A 21,131-nucleotide genomic window follows, 5' to 3' on the forward strand; every position below is an offset into this window, starting at 1 on the left:
CGCTTGACTTGCAGGGCCAAAAACAAGTCAAGCGGCAAAAGCCGCTTGACAGTGCGATCCACGTTTCACGGCAACCGCCGAATTAACGCGTTTTGATCACCAGGTTGTTGGTCTGTTTCACTTCTTCCATCACCACATAGGTACGGGTGTCATTCACGCCCGGTAAACGCAGCAGGGTTTCACCCAGCAGCTTACGGTAGGCCGACATGTCCGATACCCGTGTTTTCAGCAAGTAGTCAAAGTCGCCGGAAACCAGATGACATTCCTGAATATCTTCCAGTTCCTGAACGGACTTGTTAAATTGCTCAAACACATCCGGCGCGCCGCGGTTCAACGTGATTTCAACAAACACCAGCAGTGATGCATCCAGGTACTGCGGATTCAGAAGCGCTGTATAGCCACTGATATAGCCCTGACGCTCCAGACGACGCACCCGCTCAAGACACGGCGTCGGCGACAGGCCTACCCGCTTTGACAGCTCAACGTTTGAAATACGACCGTCTTTTTGCAGTTCATTCAATATGTTACGGTCAATTCTATCCAATTCCTTGGATGGTTTCTTCTTGGTATCTACCATTTTTTATTCCACCTTCTTACTTCCTTGCAAAAAAATATACTACAACTTTCTAATATTTAGAATCCAATCCTCTGATAGTCAAACTATACTGCCAATAGATCCGCAATTATAACCTTGTCAATAGCTGTTCATTCTATCAAGCCAAGGAGATGCAGGATGATCATTGGTGTTCCCAAAGAAATCAAAAATCACGAATACCGCGTTGGACTTGTCACCAGCAGCGTTCGTGAACTCGTTTCATTAGGCCATCAGGTTCTGGTTGAGGCCCAAGCCGGGATCGGGATCGGGCTCTCGGATTCAGATTATCAAACTGCTGGCGCAACAATTATTTCGACTGCTAAAGAAGTTTTTACCAGATCAGAGATGATTGTTAAAGTAAAAGAGCCCCAGGCAGAAGAACGAGCCATGCTCCGAGAAGGCCAGATTTTATTCACTTATCTGCATCTTGCCCCAGATTTACCACAAACTAAAGACCTGATTGACAGCAAAGCCGTCTGTATTGCCTATGAAACCGTCACCGACGCCCATGGCCGCTTACCCTTGCTGGCACCGATGTCAGAAGTCGCCGGCCGTATGTCGATCCAGGCCGGCGCCCAGGCATTGGAGAATTCGAATGGCGGCCGCGGGCTGCTATTGAGTGGCGTGCCCGGCGTCGAACCGGCGAAAGTCATCATTCTCGGCGGCGGCGTGGTCGGTTCAAACGCCGCACGAATGGCGGTGGGGATGCGGGCGGATGTCACCATTCTCGATCGCAGCCTCGAAACCTTACGCGCGTTGGATGTCGAGTTTCAGGGCAAAGCCAAAGTGGTGTATTCAACCAACGAGATCATTGATCGCCTGGTTCCGGAAGCCGACATTATTATCGGTGCGGTTTTGATCCCGGGTGCTGCGGCCCCGAAACTCATCACCGCGGCGCATGTGAAGCAGATGAAACCGGGATCAGCATTAGTCGATGTGGCGATCGATCAGGGCGGTTGCTTCGAAACCTCCAAGCCAACCACCCATACCAAGCCGACGTATATCGTTGACGATGTGGTGCACTATTGCGTCGCCAATATGCCCGGTGCCGTTGCCCGCACATCTGCCTTCGCCTTGAACAATGCCACCCTACCCTATGTCATCAAGCTGGCCGGGCAAGGGTATAAAAAAGCCTTGTTGGCCGATCCGGGGTTTCTGGCCGGGCTGAATGTCATCTACGGCAAAATCACCTGTAAAGAAGTCGCCGAGGCCTTCAACCTGCATTATACCGACCCTGAAGTTGCCATTAGTATGCATTAATTCCTGCAGCCTTTCCTTCCCGGCCCCGGCCGGGGAGCCTGCCTGATCACCGAACTCTTTCTTTACGTCTTCAATTTACCTACAATCAGTCCTCTATATGACGAAATTCTCATTCAGCCTGGAGAAGTAATGAGTAACGTAAGACATTGTAAACTGCTCATCCTTGGTTCTGGTCCTGCCGGCTACACCGCCGCTGTTTATGCTGCCCGCGCGAATCTAAACCCGGTGATGGTGACCGGAATGCAGCAAGGCGGTCAGCTGACAACCACAACCGAAGTCGAAAACTGGCCAGGTGATGCAGAAGGCCTGACTGGCCCGGCGCTGATGGAGCGAATGAAAGCCCACGCCGAAAAATTCGACACCAAAATTATTTTCGACCACATTAACGAAACCGACTTCAGCCAGCGTCCGTTCCGCCTCAAAGGTGACAGCGGTGAATACACCTGTGACGCCCTGATCATTGCCACCGGTGCCTCTGCCAAGTACCTGGGCATGGAATCCGAAGAGAACTTTAAAGGTCGCGGCGTCTCGGCCTGTGCGACCTGTGACGGATTCTTCTACCGCAACCAGAAAGTTGCGGTTGTCGGCGGCGGTAACACCGCGGTTGAAGAAGCCCTGTACCTGTCGAACATTGCTTCTGAAGTCCACCTGATCCACCGCCGTGATTCATTCCGCTCAGAGAAAATTCTGATCAAGCGTTTGATGGATAAAGTCGAAAACGGCAACATCATTCTTCACACCGACCGTGTGCTGGATGAAGTGCTTGGGGATGACATGGGCGTGACGTCTGTACGCATCAAAGATACCCAGTCTGACGCGACCGAAACCCTGGAAGTGATGGGTGTCTTCATCGCCATCGGCCACCAGCCGAACACCGGGATCTTCGAAGGTCAGCTGGAGATGGCTAACGGTTACATCAAAGTTCAGTCCGGCACGGAAGGCAATGCAACGCAAACCAGCGTTGCAGGGATCTTCGCCGCCGGTGACGTGATGGATCATACCTACCGTCAGGCAATCACATCTGCCGGCACGGGTTGTATGGCCGCGCTGGATGCAGAACGTTACCTCGACGCACTCGAAGAACAATAATCACTGATTGTCCGACCGCTGCCTTCTGGCAGCGGTCGCTTTTCGCCTTCTTCATTTCTGCGCTTTGCAACTTGCAGCTCAAGATGTCTTATGGATAAACAAAAACAACGCGACTTAACCAAATGGTTAAAGTCACAAAGCAAACTCGCCAAGCGCTGGCTGATGCTCAGCGTCGGGCTCGGGTTTCTTTCGGGATTGCTGTTAGTCGGTCAGGCTGCGCTCCTGGCTCATATTCTTCACCAGCTGATCATTGAGCATACCGACAAAGCCGAGCTGGTCGGCCACTTTATCAGCCTGATTATCATCGTCGGCCTTCGGGCGGCCTGTAGCTGGGGTCGCGAAATATTCGGCTATCGCTGCGGGGAGCAAATCCGGCTTCATATCCGTCAGTTGATCCTGAATCGCCTGCATAAACTGGGACCCGCCTATATCAAGGGCAAACCCGCCGGTGCCTGGGCCAGTCTGGTGCTGGAGCAGGTCGAGGAAATGCAGGATTTCTTCTCCCGCTATATTCCGCAAATGTCCATTGCCGTGCTGGTGCCGCTGATCATTCTGGTTGCCGTCTTCCCGCTCAACTGGGCCGCCGGGCTGATCTTCCTGATCACCGCCCCGCTGGTACCGATCTTCATGGCGCTGGTCGGTCTGGGTGCGGCCGATGCCAACCGGCGTAACTTCAAGGCGCTGCAACGTCTGTCCGGGCACTTCTATGATCGCCTGCAAGGGCTGTCGACTCTGCGCCTGTTCAATCGCACGGAAGCCGAAGCCGAGAATCTGCATGCAGCGTCCCATGTACTGCGTAAACGCACCATGGAAGTGTTGCGTCTGGCTTTCCTGTCTTCTGCCGTGCTGGAGTTCTTCTCTGCAATTTCCGTCGCCCTGGTGGCGGTCTACTTTGGCTTTGCCTTCATCGGCGAACTGAACTTCGGCCATTACGGCGTACCATTGACCCTGTTCACCGGCCTGTTTGTGCTGGTACTGGCGCCTGAGTTCTATCAGCCGCTGCGCGATCTGGGCACGTTCTACCATGCCAAAGCTTCCGCGATTGGGGCTGCCGAGTCCATTGTCGAATTTCTGAACGCCGAGGCCGATGAGATGAGCAAGGGCGATACCGAGTTGCCGTCGCCGGAAACCATTCGGATCAGCGCGCGCGATTTGGAAGTGCTCAGCCCGCAAGGCCAGGTCCTGGCTGGCCCACTCAGCTTTGACATCAATCCACGTGAGCAGGTGGCCCTGGTCGGCCCGAGCGGTGCCGGGAAAACCAGTTTGCTCAATGCGCTACTAGGCTTTCTGCCGTACCGCGGCAGCCTGATGATTAACGGCATTGAGCTGAACCAACTGGATCACAGTGAGTGGCGCCAGACCATCAGCTGGGTTGGCCAAAACCCGCTCCTGGTGCATGGCACCGTGCGGGATAACATCACCTTGGGCAATCCGCTCGCCACCGATGAGCATGTCACCCAAGTGGCGCAGCAAGCCTATGCGGATGAGTTTATCCGCCGTCTTGAAAAGGGCTATCAGCATCAGGTCGGTGATCGTGCCGGCGGGTTGTCCGTCGGTCAGGCCCAACGGATTGCCGTGGCGCGTGCCATGTTGCAAAACGGTGCCTTCTGGCTGTTGGATGAGCCGACGGCCAGCCTGGATGCCAATAGTGAACATCTGGTGCTGGAAAGCCTGTCGGTCGCCGTCAAAGGTCAAACGACGCTAATGGTCAGCCACCGCCTGGATCAACTGACGGCCATGGACCGCGTTCTGGTGATGGAAAACGGTCAGCTGGTTCAGAACGGTCCTTTTGATGAAATTCGCCATCACGGCCTGCTGGCCGATATGCTGGCTCACACGGATAAGAGGGATCTCGATGCGTGATTTAATCCCTTACCTGAAACTTTATCGCAAGCACTGGTTCGGCCTGACCCTGGGCATGCTGCTCGGGTTGGGTACCCTGTTGTCGGCACTCAGCCTGCTGACCCTGTCCGGCTGGTTCATTGCGGCTTCTGCCGTGGCCGGCCTGACCATTGCCCGGGAAACGTTCAACTACATGCTGCCGGGTGCCGGGGTACGCGGCTTCTCGATGGCCCGGACGGCGGGTCGTTGGGGTGAGCGGGTCGTCAGCCACAACGCCACGTTTAAGCTGCTGGCCGATTTGCGGCTGTTTTTCTTCCGCAAACTGGCTCCGCTGATCCCGGGGCGCCAGGCCAACCTGCGCGATGCCGATCTGCTCAACCGTCTGGTGGCAGACGTCGATGCGATGGATCACGTCTACCTGCGGCTGGTCAGCCCGCTGGTTATCGGGGTGATCGGCCTCGTTGCGATCACCGGATTTCTGGCCTGGTTTGATCTGACGATCGGCCTGACCCTGGGGACGATCCTGCTGGTCCTGATGTTCACCTTACCGGTTGTGTTCTACCGCCTGGGTAAAAGCAATGGTGAGTCTCTGACGTATGCCAAAGCCAACTACCGCATCAAGCTGCTGGACTGGATCCAGGGCCATGCCGAGTTGCTGCTGTTCAATGCTGAATCGCGTTATCGCCAGGCGGCACTGGCTCAACAAGATGAGCTGCTGCTGGCACAACGGAAGATGGCCAGTCTGACCGGCCTCGCCAATGCGGTGCTCATTGCGGCGACCGGCTGGGCGCTGGTCCTGATCCTCTGGCTGGCGGCGGATGGTGTCGGGGGCAACACGCCTGATCCGTTCATTGCCATGGTTGCCTTTGCCACCATGGCCAGTGTCGAGATCATGATGCCTGTCGCTGGTGCCTTCCAGTATCTCGGCCAGACCCTGACCTCCGCCCGACGCCTGAATGAAATTATCCAGGCTGAGCCGGACACGCCGTTTGATCCTAACGGTCATTCAGAGCGTGCCCGGGGTGATATCCGTCTCGACAACGTCAGTTACACCTATTACGGCAGCGATCAGCCGGTGCTGCGAAATGTCTCGCTTGAACTCAAGCAGGGTGAAAAACTGGCGCTGCTGGGACGGACCGGTTGCGGTAAATCGACGCTGCTCCAACTACTGACCCGCAACTGGGATCCGCAGCAAGGCAGCATCAGCATTGATGGCATCACCCTGCCGACCTGGCAGGAAAAAGCACTGCGTGAGTCCATTACCGTCGTCAGCCAACGCGTTGATGTATTCAATGGTCCGCTGCGTGAAAACCTGCTGCTGGCCAAACCGGACGGCACGGACGATGAATTCAAAGCGGTGCTGAACCAAGTTGGCCTGGGCGCCCTGCTGGACGGCCAGGGGCTAGATACCTGGTTGGGTGACGGTGGTCGTCAGATTTCCGGTGGTGAGCGTCGCCGGATCGGGATTGCCCGTGCCCTGCTGCACGATGCGCCGATCTTGTTGATGGATGAGCCAACCGAAGGGCTTGACCGCCGGACCGAACAGCAGATTATCAACCTACTGCTCGAGCACGCCAAAGAGAAAACCGTGCTGTTTATTACCCACCGCCTGGTGGGGTTGGAGCAAATGGATCAAATCTGCCTGATGGACGAAGGGGAGATCATCGAACGTGGCCAACATACGACGCTGCTGACCCAAGGTGGTCGGTACGCTGAGTTGTGTAAGCGAATTTAACAGCGTTCATCGCACCTTCATTAAAAAGCGAAAGGCTGAGCCTTTCGCTTTTTTTATCCCCGCAACCTTCATCCGCGGATGCAAAGCGACGATACCGCGAGCCCAAGCGCCCTACCCAAAAAAAATCAGAACATTTTATCGACCCGAACCCCGTCGTGAAAATATAAGATCCGGATTGGATCACCACGCTGAAACAACATCTGCAGATCAACATCCTGGATCACGTCAATCAGCCGCCCGTCTTCAGTTTGGATCAACAACTCAACCAGCTGGCTCTGCACCATGATCTGCCGGGACTGTCTGTGATGGGCCACGGAAGCACCGGTAACTGCACCGACAGCGGTCGCCACCTCCCGCCCTGCACCGCTACCGAACTGGCTCCCGACCAAGCCACCAATCACCCCACCAAGTAACGTCTTCCAGCCATCCCGCTCAGATGCCCGCATCTCCTGCTGAGTAATGTAACGGACGGATTCAACCTCCCCGAAGACCACCTGCTCGACCGGACGCGCCTGGTTGCGCAGATACGGTGCTGCGCTCCCCAGCGAAGAAAACAAGATCGCGGGGAATAACAGTAACAATAATATTTTTCTCATCATATAATTTCCCCAGTACGTCTTTTTCTTATTTCGTCTCGCATCCTTGCGACAACAGTATTATGGCTATTTATCTACCGGAGCTGGACCCGGCAACCACACATTTTCCCGTCATTGAAACTGCACTGGATGAGCCCAACGGTTTACTGGCCTTTGGCGGTGATCTGCGACCAGAGCGCTTGGTTACTGCCTATCGCCAGGGGATTTTTCCCTGGTACTCCGAAGGTGAACCGATTTTATGGTGGAGCCCGGCGCCTCGGGCGGTGTTCGTGCCTGCACAGTTTCAACCCAGCAAAAGCCTGCGCAAATTTCTGCGAAAATCAGGGTATCGGATCACCCTGAACCATGCCTGTCCGGAAGTGATCCGACTGTGCGCCGACAGCCGGGGACCGGATCAAACCTGGATCACCCGTGACATGATGCAGGCTTACCAGCAATTACATCACCTCGGCTACTGCCATTCAGTTGAAGTATGGCAGGCAGATCAGCTCATTGGTGGGTTGTATGGCGTCCAGGTCGGCACGGTGTTCTGCGGCGAATCGATGTTCTCCCTGGCTGACAATGCGTCGAAAATTGCCTTGTGGCTGTTTTGTGAACATTTTACCGCCCATGGCGGCACGCTGGTTGACTGCCAAATGATGAACGATCACCTGGCCTCGCTGGGCGCGGAAGAACTCGAGCGTTCACCATTTATGCAACATTTATACACACAAAGAGATGCCATACTCAAAGAAGGCTGTTACCAACCTCAGGTATTACATCAGATAACCTATGACCAGCTATCGTAATTTATCCCTTCGCATTGGGCTGACCCCGATCTCAGGCTGTAACTATTTGCCCGAGGCACAAGAGCAGCTCGGCGTGGTGATGGACCATCACTGGTTGACACCGGAAGGCTACGGAATATTAGTCGCTGCCGGCTACCGTCGCAGCGGCAGCGCCGTCTACCGGCCGATGTGCCGTCTGTGCCAGGCATGCACTCCCCTGCGGATTGACTGCCGGAACTTTCAGCCCTCCAAGAGCCAGAAACGTCAGTTGAACCAGATGAAACAATTGCGCTGGGAGTTCAAAGAGACCCTGGATGAAGACTGGTTTACCCTGTACGAGAAATACATCCGGCTACGCCATGCCGGCGGAAGCATGTACCCGGCTAATAAAGAGCAGTTTTTTGATTTTTGTACAGCTGCCTGGATGGATACCCTTTTTTTGCACGTGTATGAGCAGGATCAACTGATCGCTGTCGCCGTCACCGATATGTTTGACGACGCCCTGAGCGCGGTGTACAGCTTCTTTGATCCGGACGCCACACTGTCTCTGGGCACTCTGTGTGTGCTGTACCAAATTCAGTATGCCCACCAAACCGGCCGGGCATGGCTGTATCCCGGTTATCAAATTGATGCTTGTAAAGCCATGAACTATAAAGTGCGGTTTAAACCGTATCAAAAATTACGCAACGGGCACTGGGAATAGCCCTTCGCCATAACGATGCGCGATTTATGGGAGAAAATACCGAACAGTAGCTGACAAAGCCCGGAAGCAAGGGTAAAATTGCGGCCTAAACTTTACACTTAAACAGTTTCAAGGCATCATCCGGCCCGATCAGTTAGCATGGCTGGTAGCCTAAGAGGATTCAATGGCAAAAGAAGACGTAATTGAAATGCAAGGTACTGTACTTGATACACTACCTAATACTATGTTTCGCGTTGAACTAGAGAACGGTCACGTCGTTACCGCGCACATCTCTGGCAAAATGCGCAAAAACTACATCCGTATTCTTACTGGTGATAAGGTGACTGTGGAGCTGACTCCATACGACCTGACTAAAGGCCGCATCGTCTTCCGCGCGCGTTAATCTTATAGCAAGATTAAAGAATACAAATAAAACCCGGCTCAGGCCGGGTTTTATTTATTGTTCAATTTCCGTGCAATAAACAGCCGCCTCATCAGGCGGCTGTTGTTCATGGCATATTCATGGCAATTAGCGAGAAGAAAAAACGGTTAGTGCGCCGGCTCCATTTCGCTGCTGAACTGAAAATCGAGCTTATCGTCGACCAGATCGACCCGGACCGAGCCGCCGTTGATTAAGCTGCCGAACAGCAACTCATTGGCCATTGGTTTTTTCAGGTTGTCCTGAATCACCCGGGCCATCGGACGTGCGCCCATCGATCTATCGTAGCCTTTATTGGCCAGCCATTCACGGGCAGCAGAAGAGACCTCCATCGACACGCCGCGCGCATCCAATTGCGCCTGCAATTCGACAATAAACTTGTCGACCACCTGCGTGATGACGACTTTATCCAGGTGATTAAACCAGATAATACCGTCCAGACGGTTGCGGAACTCAGGGGTAAAGACACGCTTAATCTCACCCATGGCGTCGGTGCTGTTATCCTGCTGAACCAAGCCGATTGACTTGCGAACCGTTTCCGTCACACCGGCATTGGTGGTCATGACCAGAATCACATTGCGGAAATCAGCCTTGCGTCCGTTGTTATCGGTCAGGGTCCCGTTGTCCATCACCTGCAGCAGCAGGTTAAAGACATCCGGGTGAGCTTTCTCGATTTCATCCAGCAAGACAACCGAGTGCGGATTCTTAATCACAGCATCTGTCAGCAGACCACCCTGATCATATCCGACATAACCCGGAGGCGCACCAATCAGGCGGCTGACCGTATGACGCTCCATGTATTCGGACATATCAAAACGCAGCAACTCAATCCCCAGGGTACGTGCCAGTTGCACTGTCACCTCGGTTTTACCGACCCCGGTCGGACCGGCAAACAGGAATGATCCCACAGGTTTATTTTCCGCGCCCAGCCCGGCACGGCTCAACTTGATGGCTTCGGTCAGCACATCAATAGCCTGATCCTGGCCAAACACCAGCATCTTCAGCTTGCTGTCGAGTTTCTGCAACACATCCCGATCGCTGGAAGACACGGATTTTTCCGGAATACGAGCCATTTTGGCGATCATCGCCTCAATATCACTGACATTGACTGTTTTCTTCCGCTTACTGGCAGGCGCCAGACGACAACGGGCACCAGCTTCATCAATCACATCAATGGCCTTATCCGGCAAGTGACGTTCATTGATATATTTGGCCGATAACTCGACTGCCGCACGAATCGCCTTATTGGTAAAGCGGACTTCGTGATGCGCTTCGTATTTCGGTTTCAGGCCCATCAGGATCTTGGTGGTATCATCGAGCGACGGCTCAATAATATCGATTTTCTGGAAGCGACGGGACAAGGCCCGCTCTTTGTCGAAAATATTGCTGTATTCCTGATAGGTCGTTGACCCCATGCAGCGGATTTTCCCGCTACTGAGCAACGGTTTGATCAGGTTGGCTGCATCCACCTGGCCACCCGATGCCGCACCGGCACCGATGATGGTATGAATTTCGTCAATAAACAGGATTGCGTGATCTTCTTTTTCCAACTGCTTCAAAATACCTTTGAAGCGTTTTTCAAAATCGCCCCGGTATTTGGTCCCGGCTAACAACGAGCCGATATCCAGCGAATAAATCACACAGTCTTTGATGATGTCCGGTACCTGGCCTTCCACAATGCGCCAGGCCAGTCCCTCGGCAATCGCCGTTTTACCAACACCGGCTTCCCCCACCAGCAGCGGGTTATTTTTACGACGGCGGCACAAGACCTGAACGGTGCGTTCCAGCTCCAAATCACGGCCAATCAGTGGGTCAATGCCCCCGGCACGGGCCAGTTGGTTCAGGTTGATTGCGAAGTTTTCCAGCCTGTCTTCGCTGCTTTGCTCTGCGCGTGCTTCATCACCACCGACATCGGAGCCGTGCAGATCATCGTTGTCGCTGTCTTTGACGGTACCATGGGAGATAAAGTTGACCACATCGAGACGGCTGATATCACTTTTCTTCAGCAGATAGGCGGCATGTGATTCCTGCTCGCTGAAAATCGCGACCAGAACATTGGCCCCAGTCACTTCACTGCGACCGGAAGATTGGACGTGGAACACGGCACGTTGCAGCACCCGCTGAAAACTCAGCGTTGGCTGAGTCTCCCGACTTTCATCATCGACAGGGATCAACGGCGTGGTCTGCTCAATGAAAGAGTCCAACTCTTTACGTAACGTATCGAGTTCGGCACGACAAGCAAGCAGTGCCTCTTGAGCCGCGGCATTTTCCAATAACGCCAGCAGCAAGTGCTCTACGGTCATAAATTCATGGCGCTTTTCTCGCGCCCTGGCGAATGCACCGTTCAAGCTCGCTTCAAGTTCTTTGTTTAGCATAAGGCACCTCCCCTAAATACCACTCATAATGGTGTGCCGGAAAAATTAAGCTTTTTCCATCGTACACAGTAGCGGATGTTCATGCTCCCTCGCATACATCATCACTTGTGCCACCTTCGTCTCGGCGACTTCAGCGGTAAAGGTTCCACAAATTGCTTTCCCTTCATAATGCACAGTAAGCATCAACTGTGTTGCTTTCTCCAGGTCCATGGAGAAGAACTTCTGTAACACTTCTATCACAAAATCCATCGGTGTGTAATCATCATTGTTCAGAATAACTTTATACATCGATGGCGGTTTTACCTGAGTTGCTTCCTCTTCCTGTACGTCGGACTCAGGTATAATCCATTCATATAGCTTGCTCATAGTTTCATCTTAGCCATTTGTTTACGTGCTTGCTACAACATCTTCATATACAAACCGAGTTTTTATGAAAATGTTACAATATGCACTTGACTGTCTAGCTCTTTTTACTAAAGTGTAACCTGTAGTAGATATAATCTGCATCAAATTAGCATTAGTATTCAAGTCATGATAAAACTGGCCTTGATACTGATGCAAAATGGAACTTGAATGCAAAGAGGGATGTATAGCATGGCAACAGGTACAGTTAAATGGTTCAATAACGCCAAAGGTTTCGGTTTCATCTGCCCGGAAGAGGGCGAAGGCGATATCTTTGCACACTATTCAACTATCCAAATGGATGGATACCGCACTCTCAAAGCTGGCCAACAAGTCAACTACACTGTTGAGACGGGTCCAAAAGGTTTCCATGCCAAAGAGATAGTCCCTGTCCAAAGTGATGCGGCAAAATAAACTCCGCCCCGCTTGTTCACAGCGAATTCTAAGGTGAGCAGCGCTCACCTTTTTTTGACCGCTGCAACGGCTGTGTTTTGCCCCGCCCACCCAGGTACTTGATCCTGTCTGCTACCGCGTAATCTGGTCTTCACTGCCGACCATCCGCACGCTTTGCTTCAGCGCTCCTACAATGATAAGCCAAAACATCACAGGTGCATATCTGTTACACCATAAAGGGTGAGCACCATCGCTGCAAATTCATTTTGCCGGAAACTTCCGGGTAGCTGATATAAAAAAGGCCCAGCCAGTGGAGTGGCTGAGCCTTCATATCTATTCACAACGTGAATTACTTCATTTGCTCGATCATGTCATCAGCAAATTCAGAACACTTACGCAGGGTCGCGCCGTCCATCAGACGTTCGAAGTCGTAAGTCACGGTCTTGTTGCGAATTGCACCTTCCATCGCAGTGATGATTAGGTCAGCCGCTTCGGTCCAACCCATGTGGCGCAGCATCATTTCAGCAGACAGGATCAGTGAGCCTGGGTTCACTTTGTCCTGACCGGCATACTTAGGCGCAGTCCCGTGCGTGGCTTCAAACAGCGCAACGCCGTCACCGATGTTAGCTCCCGGTGCAATACCGATACCACCAACCTGTGCCGCCAGGGCGTCAGAGATGTAGTCACCGTTCAGGTTCATAGTGGCAATCACATCGTACTCCGCAGGACGCAGCAGGATTTGCTGCAGGAATGCGTCTGCAATGCAGTCTTTGATGATGATTTCTTTACCGGTGTTCGGATTCTTCAGCGTCATCCATGGGCCGCCATCCAGCAGCTCAGCACCAAACTCAGCCGCGATTTCATAACCCCAGTCTTTGAAGGCACCTTCGGTGAACTTCATGATGTTGCCTTTGTGAACCAGTGTCAGAGAGTCACGGTCGTTGTCGATGGTGTACTGCAGAGCAGCACGAACCAGACGCTTGGTGCCTTCTTCAGAAACAGGCTTAATCCCGATACCGCACTGTTGTGGGAATCGGATCTTCGTGGCACCCATTTCGTCTTGCAGGAATTTGATGAGTTTGTCAGCTTCTGCAGTTCCGGCCTGGAACTCAACACCAGCGTAAATATCTTCCGAGTTTTCACGGTAGATCACCATGTCCGTCAGTTCTGGCTGCTTCAACGGGCTTGGTACGCCGTCGAAGTAACGAACCGGACGAGCACAGATATACAGATCAAGTTCTTGACGGAGCGCAACGTTCAGAGAACGGATACCGCCACCGACTGGCGTCGTCAATGGACCTTTGATAGCGACTTTGTATTCACGGATAAAGTCCAGGGTCTCTTGCGGTAGCCAGGCATCTTCACCGTAAACCTGAGTTGATTTCTCACCGGTGTAGATTTCCATCCACTCAATCTTACGGTCACCGCCGTAAGCTTTCTCGACAGCCGCATCAACCACTTTGATCATTGCAGGGCTTACATCAACACCAATACCGTCCCCTTCAATGTAAGGGATGACTGGGTGATTAGGAACGACCAGTTTACCTTCTGCATCAACAGAAATTTTTTGACCTTCAACTGGTACTACTACTTTACTATCCATTTAAATCTCCTAGCGTCCATTTGTTATCTTTTTGTAAGATGCGCGCAAATCATACTTGAAATTTTGTCGATACGCCAATCGGGATCATTTTCGCGTATAATAGGCAGTTCAATGTCACTATCCGCACTAAGCACGCTATTTATGAAGCCAAACACCTCTTCCCGTCAACCGAAACGTGTTCAGAATGAGCGTCGGTCATCAAGAAAACTAAATCAACCCAAACGCCCGCGTGGACCGAGGAAGATCATTTTATTTAACAAACCTTATAACGTTTTGACCCAGTTCAGCGGAGAACCAGGGGATAAAACACTGGCCGATTTCATCCCCGTCAAGGACGTTTATCCGGCGGGACGACTGGATAAAGACAGTGAGGGATTACTGGTATTAACCAACGACGGCATATTGCAGGCAAGGCTGACCCAACCGCAATCCAAACAACCCAAAATCTACTGGGTCCAGGTTGAAGGCGCCCCTGAAGAGGCCGATTTGGAGCAGCTTCGCCGCGGGGTGACGCTCAAAGATGGCCCGACCCTGCCCGCCAAGGTTGAAGTGATTGCCGCGCCGGAGATTTGGGAGCGAAATCCACCGATCCGGGAGCGTAAGAATATCCCGACCACCTGGTTGGCGATTACCCTCAAAGAGGGCCGCAACCGCCAAGTGCGCCGGATGACCGCCCACATCGGCTTTCCGACCCTGCGCCTGATCCGCTATCAAATGGCTGATTGGCGCGTCGACGGTCTGGCCCCGGGCGAGTGGCGCGAGGTCACCCTGGCCGAAAACTCATAAGGCATCGGTCCGGCTTGTTTGATGTGTCGGCACGTTGGCCGGCACTCACTCTCCTGTGGTGATGCCTGAAAAAACACTACACATTCCCGGGCACATCCTTTATCATTCCGCCAAAGCAAACGTTTGCGTCATGGTTTTAAACCTTCGGCAACCCACTAAAAGCGTATTTTGATTTGAGCTTTACAAACCCTGAGTCTGAAAATCATCGACACCAGGGCCCGGTTTGGTTGCCTGAAGCGAAAGACGATAAAATTATTAAAGTGTGATATGGCTCTCGCTCTGTTTCGTGATGGTGCTTTCTGTTAGAATTACGCTCTTATTACTAGTAACGACTGAAGAGAAATATGTCAGATAACAGCCAGAAAAAAGTCATTGTCGGCATGTCCGGCGGCGTTGATTCCTCTGTCTCAGCTTACCTGTTGCTGCAACAGGGTTACCAGGTCGAAGGCCTGTTTATGAAAAACTGGGAAGAAGACGACACGGAAGAGTACTGCTCTGCGGCGGAAGATCTTGCTGATGCCCAAGCTGTATGTGACAAACTCGGTATCCCCCTGCATACCATCAACTTTGCAGCCGAATACTGGGACAATGTCTTTGAGTACTTCCTCGCCGAGTACAAAGCTGGCCGTACCCCGAACCCTGACATTCTTTGTAACAAAGAAATTAAATTCAAAGCCTTCCTGGAATTTGCGGACGAGGTGCTGGAAGCAGACTACATCGCGATGGGTCACTATACGCGTCGGACGTTCCCGACAGTCGAAGGCGAACGACCGCAAATGCTGCGCGGCCTGGATAACAACAAAGACCAGAGCTACTTCCTGTATACCCTGAGCCATGATCAAATTGCCCGCAGCCTGTTCCCTGTCGGTGAACTGGAGAAGCCGGAAGTGCGCCGCATTGCCGAAGAGCAAGGCCTGATCACCGCCAAGAAGAAAGATTCCACCGGGATCTGCTTTATCGGTGAGCGTAAGTTTACCGACTTCCTAAGCAAGTACTTACCTGCGCAACCGGGCGACATTGTCACCGCGGACGAAGGGAAAGTCATTGGTCAGCATCAGGGCCTGATGTATCACACCCTGGGCCAACGCAAAGGCCTGTTTATCGGCGGTCAGAAAGGCGGCAACGGCAATGAAGATGCCTGGTATGTGGTCGACAAAGATGTCGCGCGCAACCAGCTCATCGTCGGCCAGGGTAAAGATCACCCGCGCCTGAAATCTGAAGGGCTGGTCGCATCACAGCTGCACTGGGTGGATCGTCAGCCGATCCGCGAGCCGCTTCAATGTACGGTAAAAACCCGTTACCGTCAGCAGGACATTCCATGTACCATCATCCCGATTGATGATGAAAACATCAAAGTGATTTTTGACGAGCCTCAAATTGCCGTCACACCGGGCCAATCTGCTGTCTTCTACAGCGGCGATGTTTGCCTGGGCGGTGGTATTATTGAGCAAAGAATCTAAAGGGATAAAAGGGAGTTGTCACTCGTGGCACATAGTGTATATGACCGTACCATTGCGTTTGCCGGGATCTGCCAGGCCGTAAAACTTGTCCAGAACGTTGCCCGCGACGGTCAGTGCGACCGTGATGCACTGGAAACCTGCCTCAAGAGTATCGTGGTCACTGATCCGGCTAATACCATTGAGATTTACGGAAATGAAGCCAATCTGCGGCTTGGCCTGGAAACCCTGTCAGCCGAAATCGACAGTACGCCATCCGGCAACGAGCTGACCCGTTACCTGGTCAGTGTGATGGCGCTGGAGCGCAAACTGTCCGGACGTCGCGACAGCATGGCACAACTCGGGGATCGTATCGAGACGGCCAAGCGCCAGCTGGATCATTTCGAGCTGATGGAAGAGCAGATGATCAGTAATCTGGCGAGCATCTACCTCGATACTATCAGCCCGCTTGGCCCGCGCATCCAGGTCACCGGTACGCCAGCACACCTGCAACAACCGAGCGTTCAGCACAAGGTTCGCGCCCTGCTGCTCGCTGCCGTGCGCAGTGCCGTGTTGTGGCGCCAGGTCGGTGGCAAACGCCGCCACTTGATTTTTGGCCGCAAGCAAATGATGGAGCAGGCAAAAATATTGCTCGCCCGAAACTAAGTACACCCCGGGTGCCGCCCGGTAATCAGCGGCACCTGACTCAGCCGCCGTCCACTCAGACATGAACCCTGACGGCGACAACAGATATTGACTAACCCCTTTTAATCAGGAGAGAGCAACATGGAACTGTCAGCATTGACTGCTGTTTCCCCGGTAGACGGCCGCTACGGAAGTAAAACAAGTGCGCTACGCAGCATCTTCAGTGAATTTGGTCTGCTGAAATACCGCACTATCGTTGAAATCCGCTGGCTACAAAAACTGGCCGCCACGGACGCTATCGTGGAAGTTCCTGCATTCAGCGCCGAAGCAAACGCATACCTGGATCGGATTGCTGCTGAATTTAGTGAAGAAGATGCGCAACGCATTAAAACAATTGAGCGCACCACCAACCACGACGTGAAAGCGGTGGAATACTTCCTGAAAGAAAAAGTGGCAGAAGTCCCTGAGCTGCACGCGGTGAATGAATTCATTCACTTCGCCTGTACTTCAGAAGACATCAATAACCTGTCTCACGCACTGATGCTCAATGAAGCCCGTGACACCGTGATGCTGCCGGAAGTTCGCAACGTGATTGATGCGATCAAAGGCCTGGCTGCTGAATACCGCGAAATCCCGCTGTTGTCCCGTACCCACGGCCAACCGGCATCGCCTTCCACCATGGGTAAAGAAATGGCCAACGTGGCCTACCGCATGGAGCGTCAGTTCAAGCAAATTGCACAGGTTGAGATCCTGGGTAAAATCAACGGTGCCGTGGGGAACTACAACGCCCACCTGTCAGCTTATCCGGAAATCAACTGGCACCAGTTCAGCGAAGAATTTGTGACGTCTCTGGGTCTGACCTGGAACCCGTTCACCACGCAGATTGAGCCGCACGACTACATTGCCGAGCTGTTTGATGCGTTTGCCCGCTTCAACACCATTCTGCTGGACTTCGACCGCGACGTTTGGGGCTACATTGCCCTGGGTCACTTCAAGCAGAAAACCATTGCTGGCGAAATCGGCTCGTCTACCATGCCGCACAAAGTCAACCCAATCGATTTTGAAAACTCCGAAGGCAACCTGGGGCTGGCCAACGCCATCTTCAGCCACCTGGCACAGAAACTGCCGGTTTCTCGCTGGCAGCGCGACCTGACTGACTCAACGGTACTGCGTAACCTGGGTGTGGGCTGTGGCTACGCAATTATCGCGTACACCTCAACTCTGAAAGGGATCAGCAAGCTGGAAGTGAACCAGGCGGCTCTGGAAGCCGAGCTGGATCAGAACTGGGAAGTGCTCGCTGAGCCGGTTCAGACCGTGATGCGCCGCTACGGCATTGAGAAGCCATACGAGAAGCTGAAAGAGCTGACCCGTGGTAAGCGTGTTAACGGTGAAGGCATGCGCCAGTTCATCGACGGCCTGGAGCTGCCGGAGCACGAGAAAGTGCGCCTGAAAGCCATGACGCCGGCGAACTACATCGGCGACGCCGTGAAGCTGACGGACAAGCTGTAAGCATTCGCACACATACCATCAAGGCCGGCATTTGCCGGCCTTTTTCATACCTCTTCCGCTTGCCGAATCAAATTTAATTTCTTATTAATCAATCAACTACACTTAACATGTATTCTTAATACAACTTTTGACTTGAATACCATCTCCTTCGCGCTTAACATGCATTCAAAATACATGTTAAGCGTTATCTTAGGTAGGTTGTATGTCTATTCACGTTAAAAGCAATATTCACTGGGTTGGCCAACGCGACTGGGAGATCCGTGACTTCCACGGTACGGAGTACAAAACTCTGAAAGGGACCAGCTACAACAGTTACCTCATCCGTGAAGGTAAAAACGTGCTGATTGACACCGTCGATCATAAGTTCAGTTACGATTTCGTCCAGAAGCTCGAGCAAGAGATCGATCTGAAGGATATCGATCTGATCGTCATTAACCATGCTGAAGAGGACCACGCCGGCGCGCTATCGCTGCTGATGTCCAAGATCCCGGACACCCCCATTTACTGTACCGAAAATGCCATCGACTCCATCACTGGCCATCACCACCACCCCGAGTGGAATTTCAATACCGTGAAAACCGGGGACAGCATAGACATTGGTAACGGCAAGTCACTCGTATTCATCGAGACACCAATGCTGCACTGGCCGGATAGCATGATGACCTACCTGACGGAAGATGCCGTTTTGTTCAGTAATGATGCCTTCGGCCAGCACTACTGTGACGAGCGCCTGTTCAATGATGAAGTTGAGTACAACGAGCTGATGGAGCAATGCCTGCGCTATTACTCCAATATTCTGACGCCTTTCAGCCCCTTAGTCACAGCCAAGATCCACGAGGTACTGGGCTTTAACCTCCCGGTCGAGATGATTGCGACGTCCCATGGTGTGATCTGGCGTGATAATCCGGTCCAAATCATTGAAAAATATCTTCAATGGGCTGATGAATATCAGGAAGACAAAATCACTATCTTCTATGACTCTATGTCCAACAATACCCGCATGATGGCCGATGCGATTGCCCAGGGTATTACAGAAACCGATCCTCGGGTGGCGGTGAAAATCTTCAACGTTGCTCGCCATGATAAAAATGAAATTCTGGCCAACGTCTTCTGCTCAAAGGGGATCCTGGTCGGCTCCTCAACCATGAACAACGTAATGATGCCGAAAGTCGCCGGCATGCTGGAAGAAATTACCGGCCTGCGCTTCAAAGGCAAGAAAGCCGGAGCATTTGGTAGCTTTGGCTGGAATGGCGGCGCCGTTGACCGTATTCATGCCCGCCTTACAGATGCCGGTTTTTTCACCACCGTCGGCATCAAAGTGAAGTGGCGTCCGGACGGCAAAGCCCTTGAAGCGTGCCGAACGCATGGCCGCAAGATCGCACGCGAATGGGCACTGCAGCCGATTGATGCTCAGAAGGCGCCTGTCGAAGAGCCTTGCGACAATTCGGTGCAATCCCTGCAAACAACCCCGTCTATCCAACAGACTTCACCAGCGAAGCCGTCCAGCTCCTCGGCCAGCCCGACGCAGAAGCAGATCTGTACAGTCTGCCAATGGGTTTACGACCCGGAGCAAGGCGAACCCAATCAGGATGTCGCGCCAGGAACCTCATGGGAGGCGGTGCCTGGCACTTTCCTTTGCCCGGACTGCGGGATCGGTAAAGAAGTTTTTGAACCGCTGGCCTAGGAGGCAGACAATGGACAAACATATTGTGATTATTGGCAGCGGTTTTGCCGCTTACCAACTGGTGAAATCACTCCGCAAACTTGATGGCGCTGCCCCGATAACCGTGATTACGGCTGACAGCGGAGATGACTATTCCAAACCAGAACTGAGCCATGTTTTTTCTCGCAGACAGACTGCTGGTGATTTAATTAAACAAACGGCTGATGAATTTGCCGCCTCACAACAGATCGCGCTGATGAACTACACCGAGGTTCAATCCATCGATACTGAGGCCAAAGTTGTCAGGCTGCCAGATCATCAAATCAATTACTCCGAACTGGTCCTGGCAACCGGAGCATCTTCGCTGGTACCGGCCTTCGAAGGCAACGCGACAGACGAGATAGCGACGCTCAACAGTTTAGCTGAATATGCCAACCGGCAGGATCGGCTGGCAGCTGCGAAGTCCGTTGTGGTGATGGGAGCCGGGCTGATTGGCACGGAGATTGCCATGGATCTCACCCTCGCCGGTAAACAAGTCACGCTTTGTGATCGGGCGGAGAGCCTGATGCCTACCCTACTGCCTTCTTTCCTTGGGGCTGAGTTATATCAGGTTATGGTGGAAAATCAGGTTCGGGTCAAACTCTCATCAACAGTTCAGGCTGTGAATCGCCACCACCAGCAACTTATTGTTCAGTTTGACGATCAAAGCTATGTCGAAGCGGATGCCGTGATCGCAGCCATGGGCCTGAAGCCAAACATCCTGCTTGCAAGTAATGCTGGCCTGGCTGTCAATCAGGGTATTCTCATTGACGATCAGCTTCGCACTTCCGGCCAGGATGTCTATGCCTTGGGAGACTGCGCCGAGTTTGACGGCAAAGTCAGAGCGTTCCTGCAACCGACAATGCTATCGGCGATAGCATTGGCCAAAACACTGTTGGGGACACCAACGCCGGTCAAGCTGCCAGCCAGTCTCATCAAAGCTAAAACGCCGTGGTTCCCGCTTAGCCTGTCCGGGCAAACAGCAGGCGTGCAAGCACGATGGGAAGTCACCCGGTATGATGATGAAGGCTATATCGCCAAAGCCTTTGACAGAGAAACAGAAACACTGATTGGATTTGTCGTCAGTCACGAACAGCAAAAATCTGCGTTTCCGCTGCTGCGTCAGCTACCGGCCGAATAGTTTCTTCCAGGCACGACTCCGAAGACGATATCTACACGACAAGGACTTCATTTGAGAGGCCACCTCAGCCTCTCTTTTTTTTTTCCTCTTGCTCACAACGACTTCCCCATCACTCTCATCGCTGAAATGCGCTA

At 52.8% G+C, this 21,131-nt stretch carries 19 protein-coding genes; 14 read left to right on the forward strand and 5 right to left on the reverse strand.

Going from position 1 to position 21,131, the window contains the following annotated elements:
* Positions 1-82: 82 nt before the first annotated feature.
* On the reverse strand, positions 83-577 hold the full coding sequence (lrp, locus tag VV869_RS04305; protein ID WP_036832575.1) for a leucine-responsive transcriptional regulator Lrp: 495 nt from the start codon (positions 575-577) through the stop codon (positions 83-85).
* Positions 578-733: 156 nt separating this feature from the next.
* Between lrp and ald the strand changes: the two genes are divergently transcribed.
* From ald to cydC, 4 genes are all read left to right on the forward strand, one after another.
* The gene (gene ald / locus VV869_RS04310; protein WP_337733746.1) at positions 734-1,855 is read left to right on the forward strand and encodes an alanine dehydrogenase; all 1,122 of its coding nucleotides are present in this window, start codon (positions 734-736) and stop codon (positions 1,853-1,855) included.
* Positions 1,856-1,984: 129 nt separating this feature from the next.
* Positions 1,985-2,944, forward strand: a complete 960-nt coding sequence (gene trxB, locus VV869_RS04315) for a thioredoxin-disulfide reductase (RefSeq protein ID WP_337733747.1) — start codon at positions 1,985-1,987, stop codon at positions 2,942-2,944.
* A 90-nt stretch (positions 2,945-3,034) separates the two neighbouring features.
* Entirely contained in the window at positions 3,035-4,807 is a 1,773-nt protein-coding gene (gene cydD, locus VV869_RS04320) for a heme ABC transporter permease/ATP-binding protein CydD (RefSeq protein ID WP_337733748.1), read from the forward strand.
* Complete coding sequence (gene cydC / locus VV869_RS04325; RefSeq protein WP_337733749.1) at positions 4,800-6,521, forward strand: heme ABC transporter ATP-binding protein/permease CydC; 1,722 nt, start codon at positions 4,800-4,802, stop codon at positions 6,519-6,521. Before cydD ends, cydC begins: the two co-directional genes overlap by 8 nt.
* 125 nt (positions 6,522-6,646) lie before the next feature.
* Here the strand turns inward: cydC and VV869_RS04330 are convergent, their stop codons facing one another.
* Positions 6,647-7,117: a glycine zipper 2TM domain-containing protein gene (locus VV869_RS04330; protein ID WP_337733889.1), complete on the reverse strand. Its 471-nt coding sequence runs from the start codon at positions 7,115-7,117 to the stop codon at positions 6,647-6,649.
* 62 nt (positions 7,118-7,179) lie between these two features.
* Between VV869_RS04330 and aat the strand changes: the two genes are divergently transcribed.
* From aat to infA, 3 genes are all read left to right on the forward strand, one after another.
* Positions 7,180-7,905 carry a leucyl/phenylalanyl-tRNA--protein transferase gene (aat, locus tag VV869_RS04335; protein ID WP_337733750.1) on the forward strand — a complete coding sequence of 242 codons (726 nt, stop codon included), beginning with the start codon at positions 7,180-7,182 and terminating at the stop codon, positions 7,903-7,905.
* On the forward strand, positions 7,889-8,587 hold the full coding sequence (locus tag VV869_RS04340) for an arginyltransferase (protein ID WP_337733751.1): 699 nt from the start codon (positions 7,889-7,891) through the stop codon (positions 8,585-8,587). Before aat ends, VV869_RS04340 begins: the two co-directional genes overlap by 17 nt.
* Positions 8,588-8,750: 163 nt before the next feature.
* Complete coding sequence (infA, locus tag VV869_RS04345) at positions 8,751-8,969, forward strand: translation initiation factor IF-1 (RefSeq protein ID WP_005298441.1); 219 nt, start codon at positions 8,751-8,753, stop codon at positions 8,967-8,969.
* 146 nt (positions 8,970-9,115) lie between these two features.
* Here infA and clpA read toward each other — a convergent pair whose 3' ends face one another.
* Together clpA and clpS are read right to left on the reverse strand one after the other, a co-directional pair.
* Positions 9,116-11,380, reverse strand: coding sequence for an ATP-dependent Clp protease ATP-binding subunit ClpA (gene clpA, locus VV869_RS04350; protein WP_337733752.1), 2,265 nt, complete (start codon positions 11,378-11,380; stop codon positions 9,116-9,118).
* Between the two features lie 45 nt (positions 11,381-11,425).
* On the reverse strand, positions 11,426-11,746 hold the full coding sequence (gene clpS / locus VV869_RS04355; protein ID WP_261600393.1) for an ATP-dependent Clp protease adapter ClpS: 321 nt from the start codon (positions 11,744-11,746) through the stop codon (positions 11,426-11,428).
* Positions 11,747-11,974: 228 nt separating this feature from the next.
* Between clpS and cspD the strand changes: the two genes are divergently transcribed.
* Positions 11,975-12,196 carry a cold shock domain-containing protein CspD gene (gene cspD / locus VV869_RS04360; protein ID WP_261600394.1) on the forward strand — a complete coding sequence of 74 codons (222 nt, stop codon included), beginning with the start codon at positions 11,975-11,977 and terminating at the stop codon, positions 12,194-12,196.
* A gap of 328 nt (positions 12,197-12,524) precedes the next feature.
* Here the strand turns inward: cspD and icd are convergent, their stop codons facing one another.
* A complete protein-coding gene (gene icd, locus VV869_RS04365; RefSeq protein WP_337733753.1) occupies positions 12,525-13,778 on the reverse strand; it encodes an NADP-dependent isocitrate dehydrogenase in 1,254 nt (417 codons plus the stop codon).
* A gap of 141 nt (positions 13,779-13,919) precedes the next feature.
* Here icd and rluE point away from each other — a divergent pair, with 141 nt between their 5' ends.
* From rluE to norW, 6 genes are all read left to right on the forward strand, one after another.
* Positions 13,920-14,564, forward strand: a complete 645-nt coding sequence (gene rluE / locus VV869_RS04370) for a 23S rRNA pseudouridine(2457) synthase RluE (protein ID WP_337733754.1) — start codon at positions 13,920-13,922, stop codon at positions 14,562-14,564.
* A 344-nt stretch (positions 14,565-14,908) separates the two neighbouring features.
* Positions 14,909-16,024, forward strand: coding sequence for a tRNA 2-thiouridine(34) synthase MnmA (gene mnmA / locus VV869_RS04375; RefSeq protein ID WP_337733755.1), 1,116 nt, complete (start codon positions 14,909-14,911; stop codon positions 16,022-16,024).
* 24 nt (positions 16,025-16,048) lie between these two features.
* Positions 16,049-16,666: a high frequency lysogenization protein HflD gene (gene hflD / locus VV869_RS04380; RefSeq protein ID WP_337733756.1), complete on the forward strand. Its 618-nt coding sequence runs from the start codon at positions 16,049-16,051 to the stop codon at positions 16,664-16,666.
* Between the two features lie 120 nt (positions 16,667-16,786).
* Positions 16,787-18,154: an adenylosuccinate lyase gene (purB, locus tag VV869_RS04385; RefSeq protein WP_337733757.1), complete on the forward strand. Its 1,368-nt coding sequence runs from the start codon at positions 16,787-16,789 to the stop codon at positions 18,152-18,154.
* 202 nt (positions 18,155-18,356) lie between these two features.
* Positions 18,357-19,838 carry an anaerobic nitric oxide reductase flavorubredoxin gene (gene norV / locus VV869_RS04390; protein ID WP_337733758.1) on the forward strand — a complete coding sequence of 494 codons (1,482 nt, stop codon included), beginning with the start codon at positions 18,357-18,359 and terminating at the stop codon, positions 19,836-19,838.
* Between the two features lie 10 nt (positions 19,839-19,848).
* A complete protein-coding gene (gene norW / locus VV869_RS04395; protein WP_337733759.1) occupies positions 19,849-20,997 on the forward strand; it encodes an NADH:flavorubredoxin reductase NorW in 1,149 nt (382 codons plus the stop codon).
* The last annotated feature ends 134 nt before the right edge of the window (positions 20,998-21,131 follow it).

The sequence above is a fragment of the Photobacterium sp. MCCC 1A19761 genome, assembly GCF_037389125.1.
Classification (GTDB): domain Bacteria; phylum Pseudomonadota; class Gammaproteobacteria; order Enterobacterales; family Vibrionaceae; genus Photobacterium.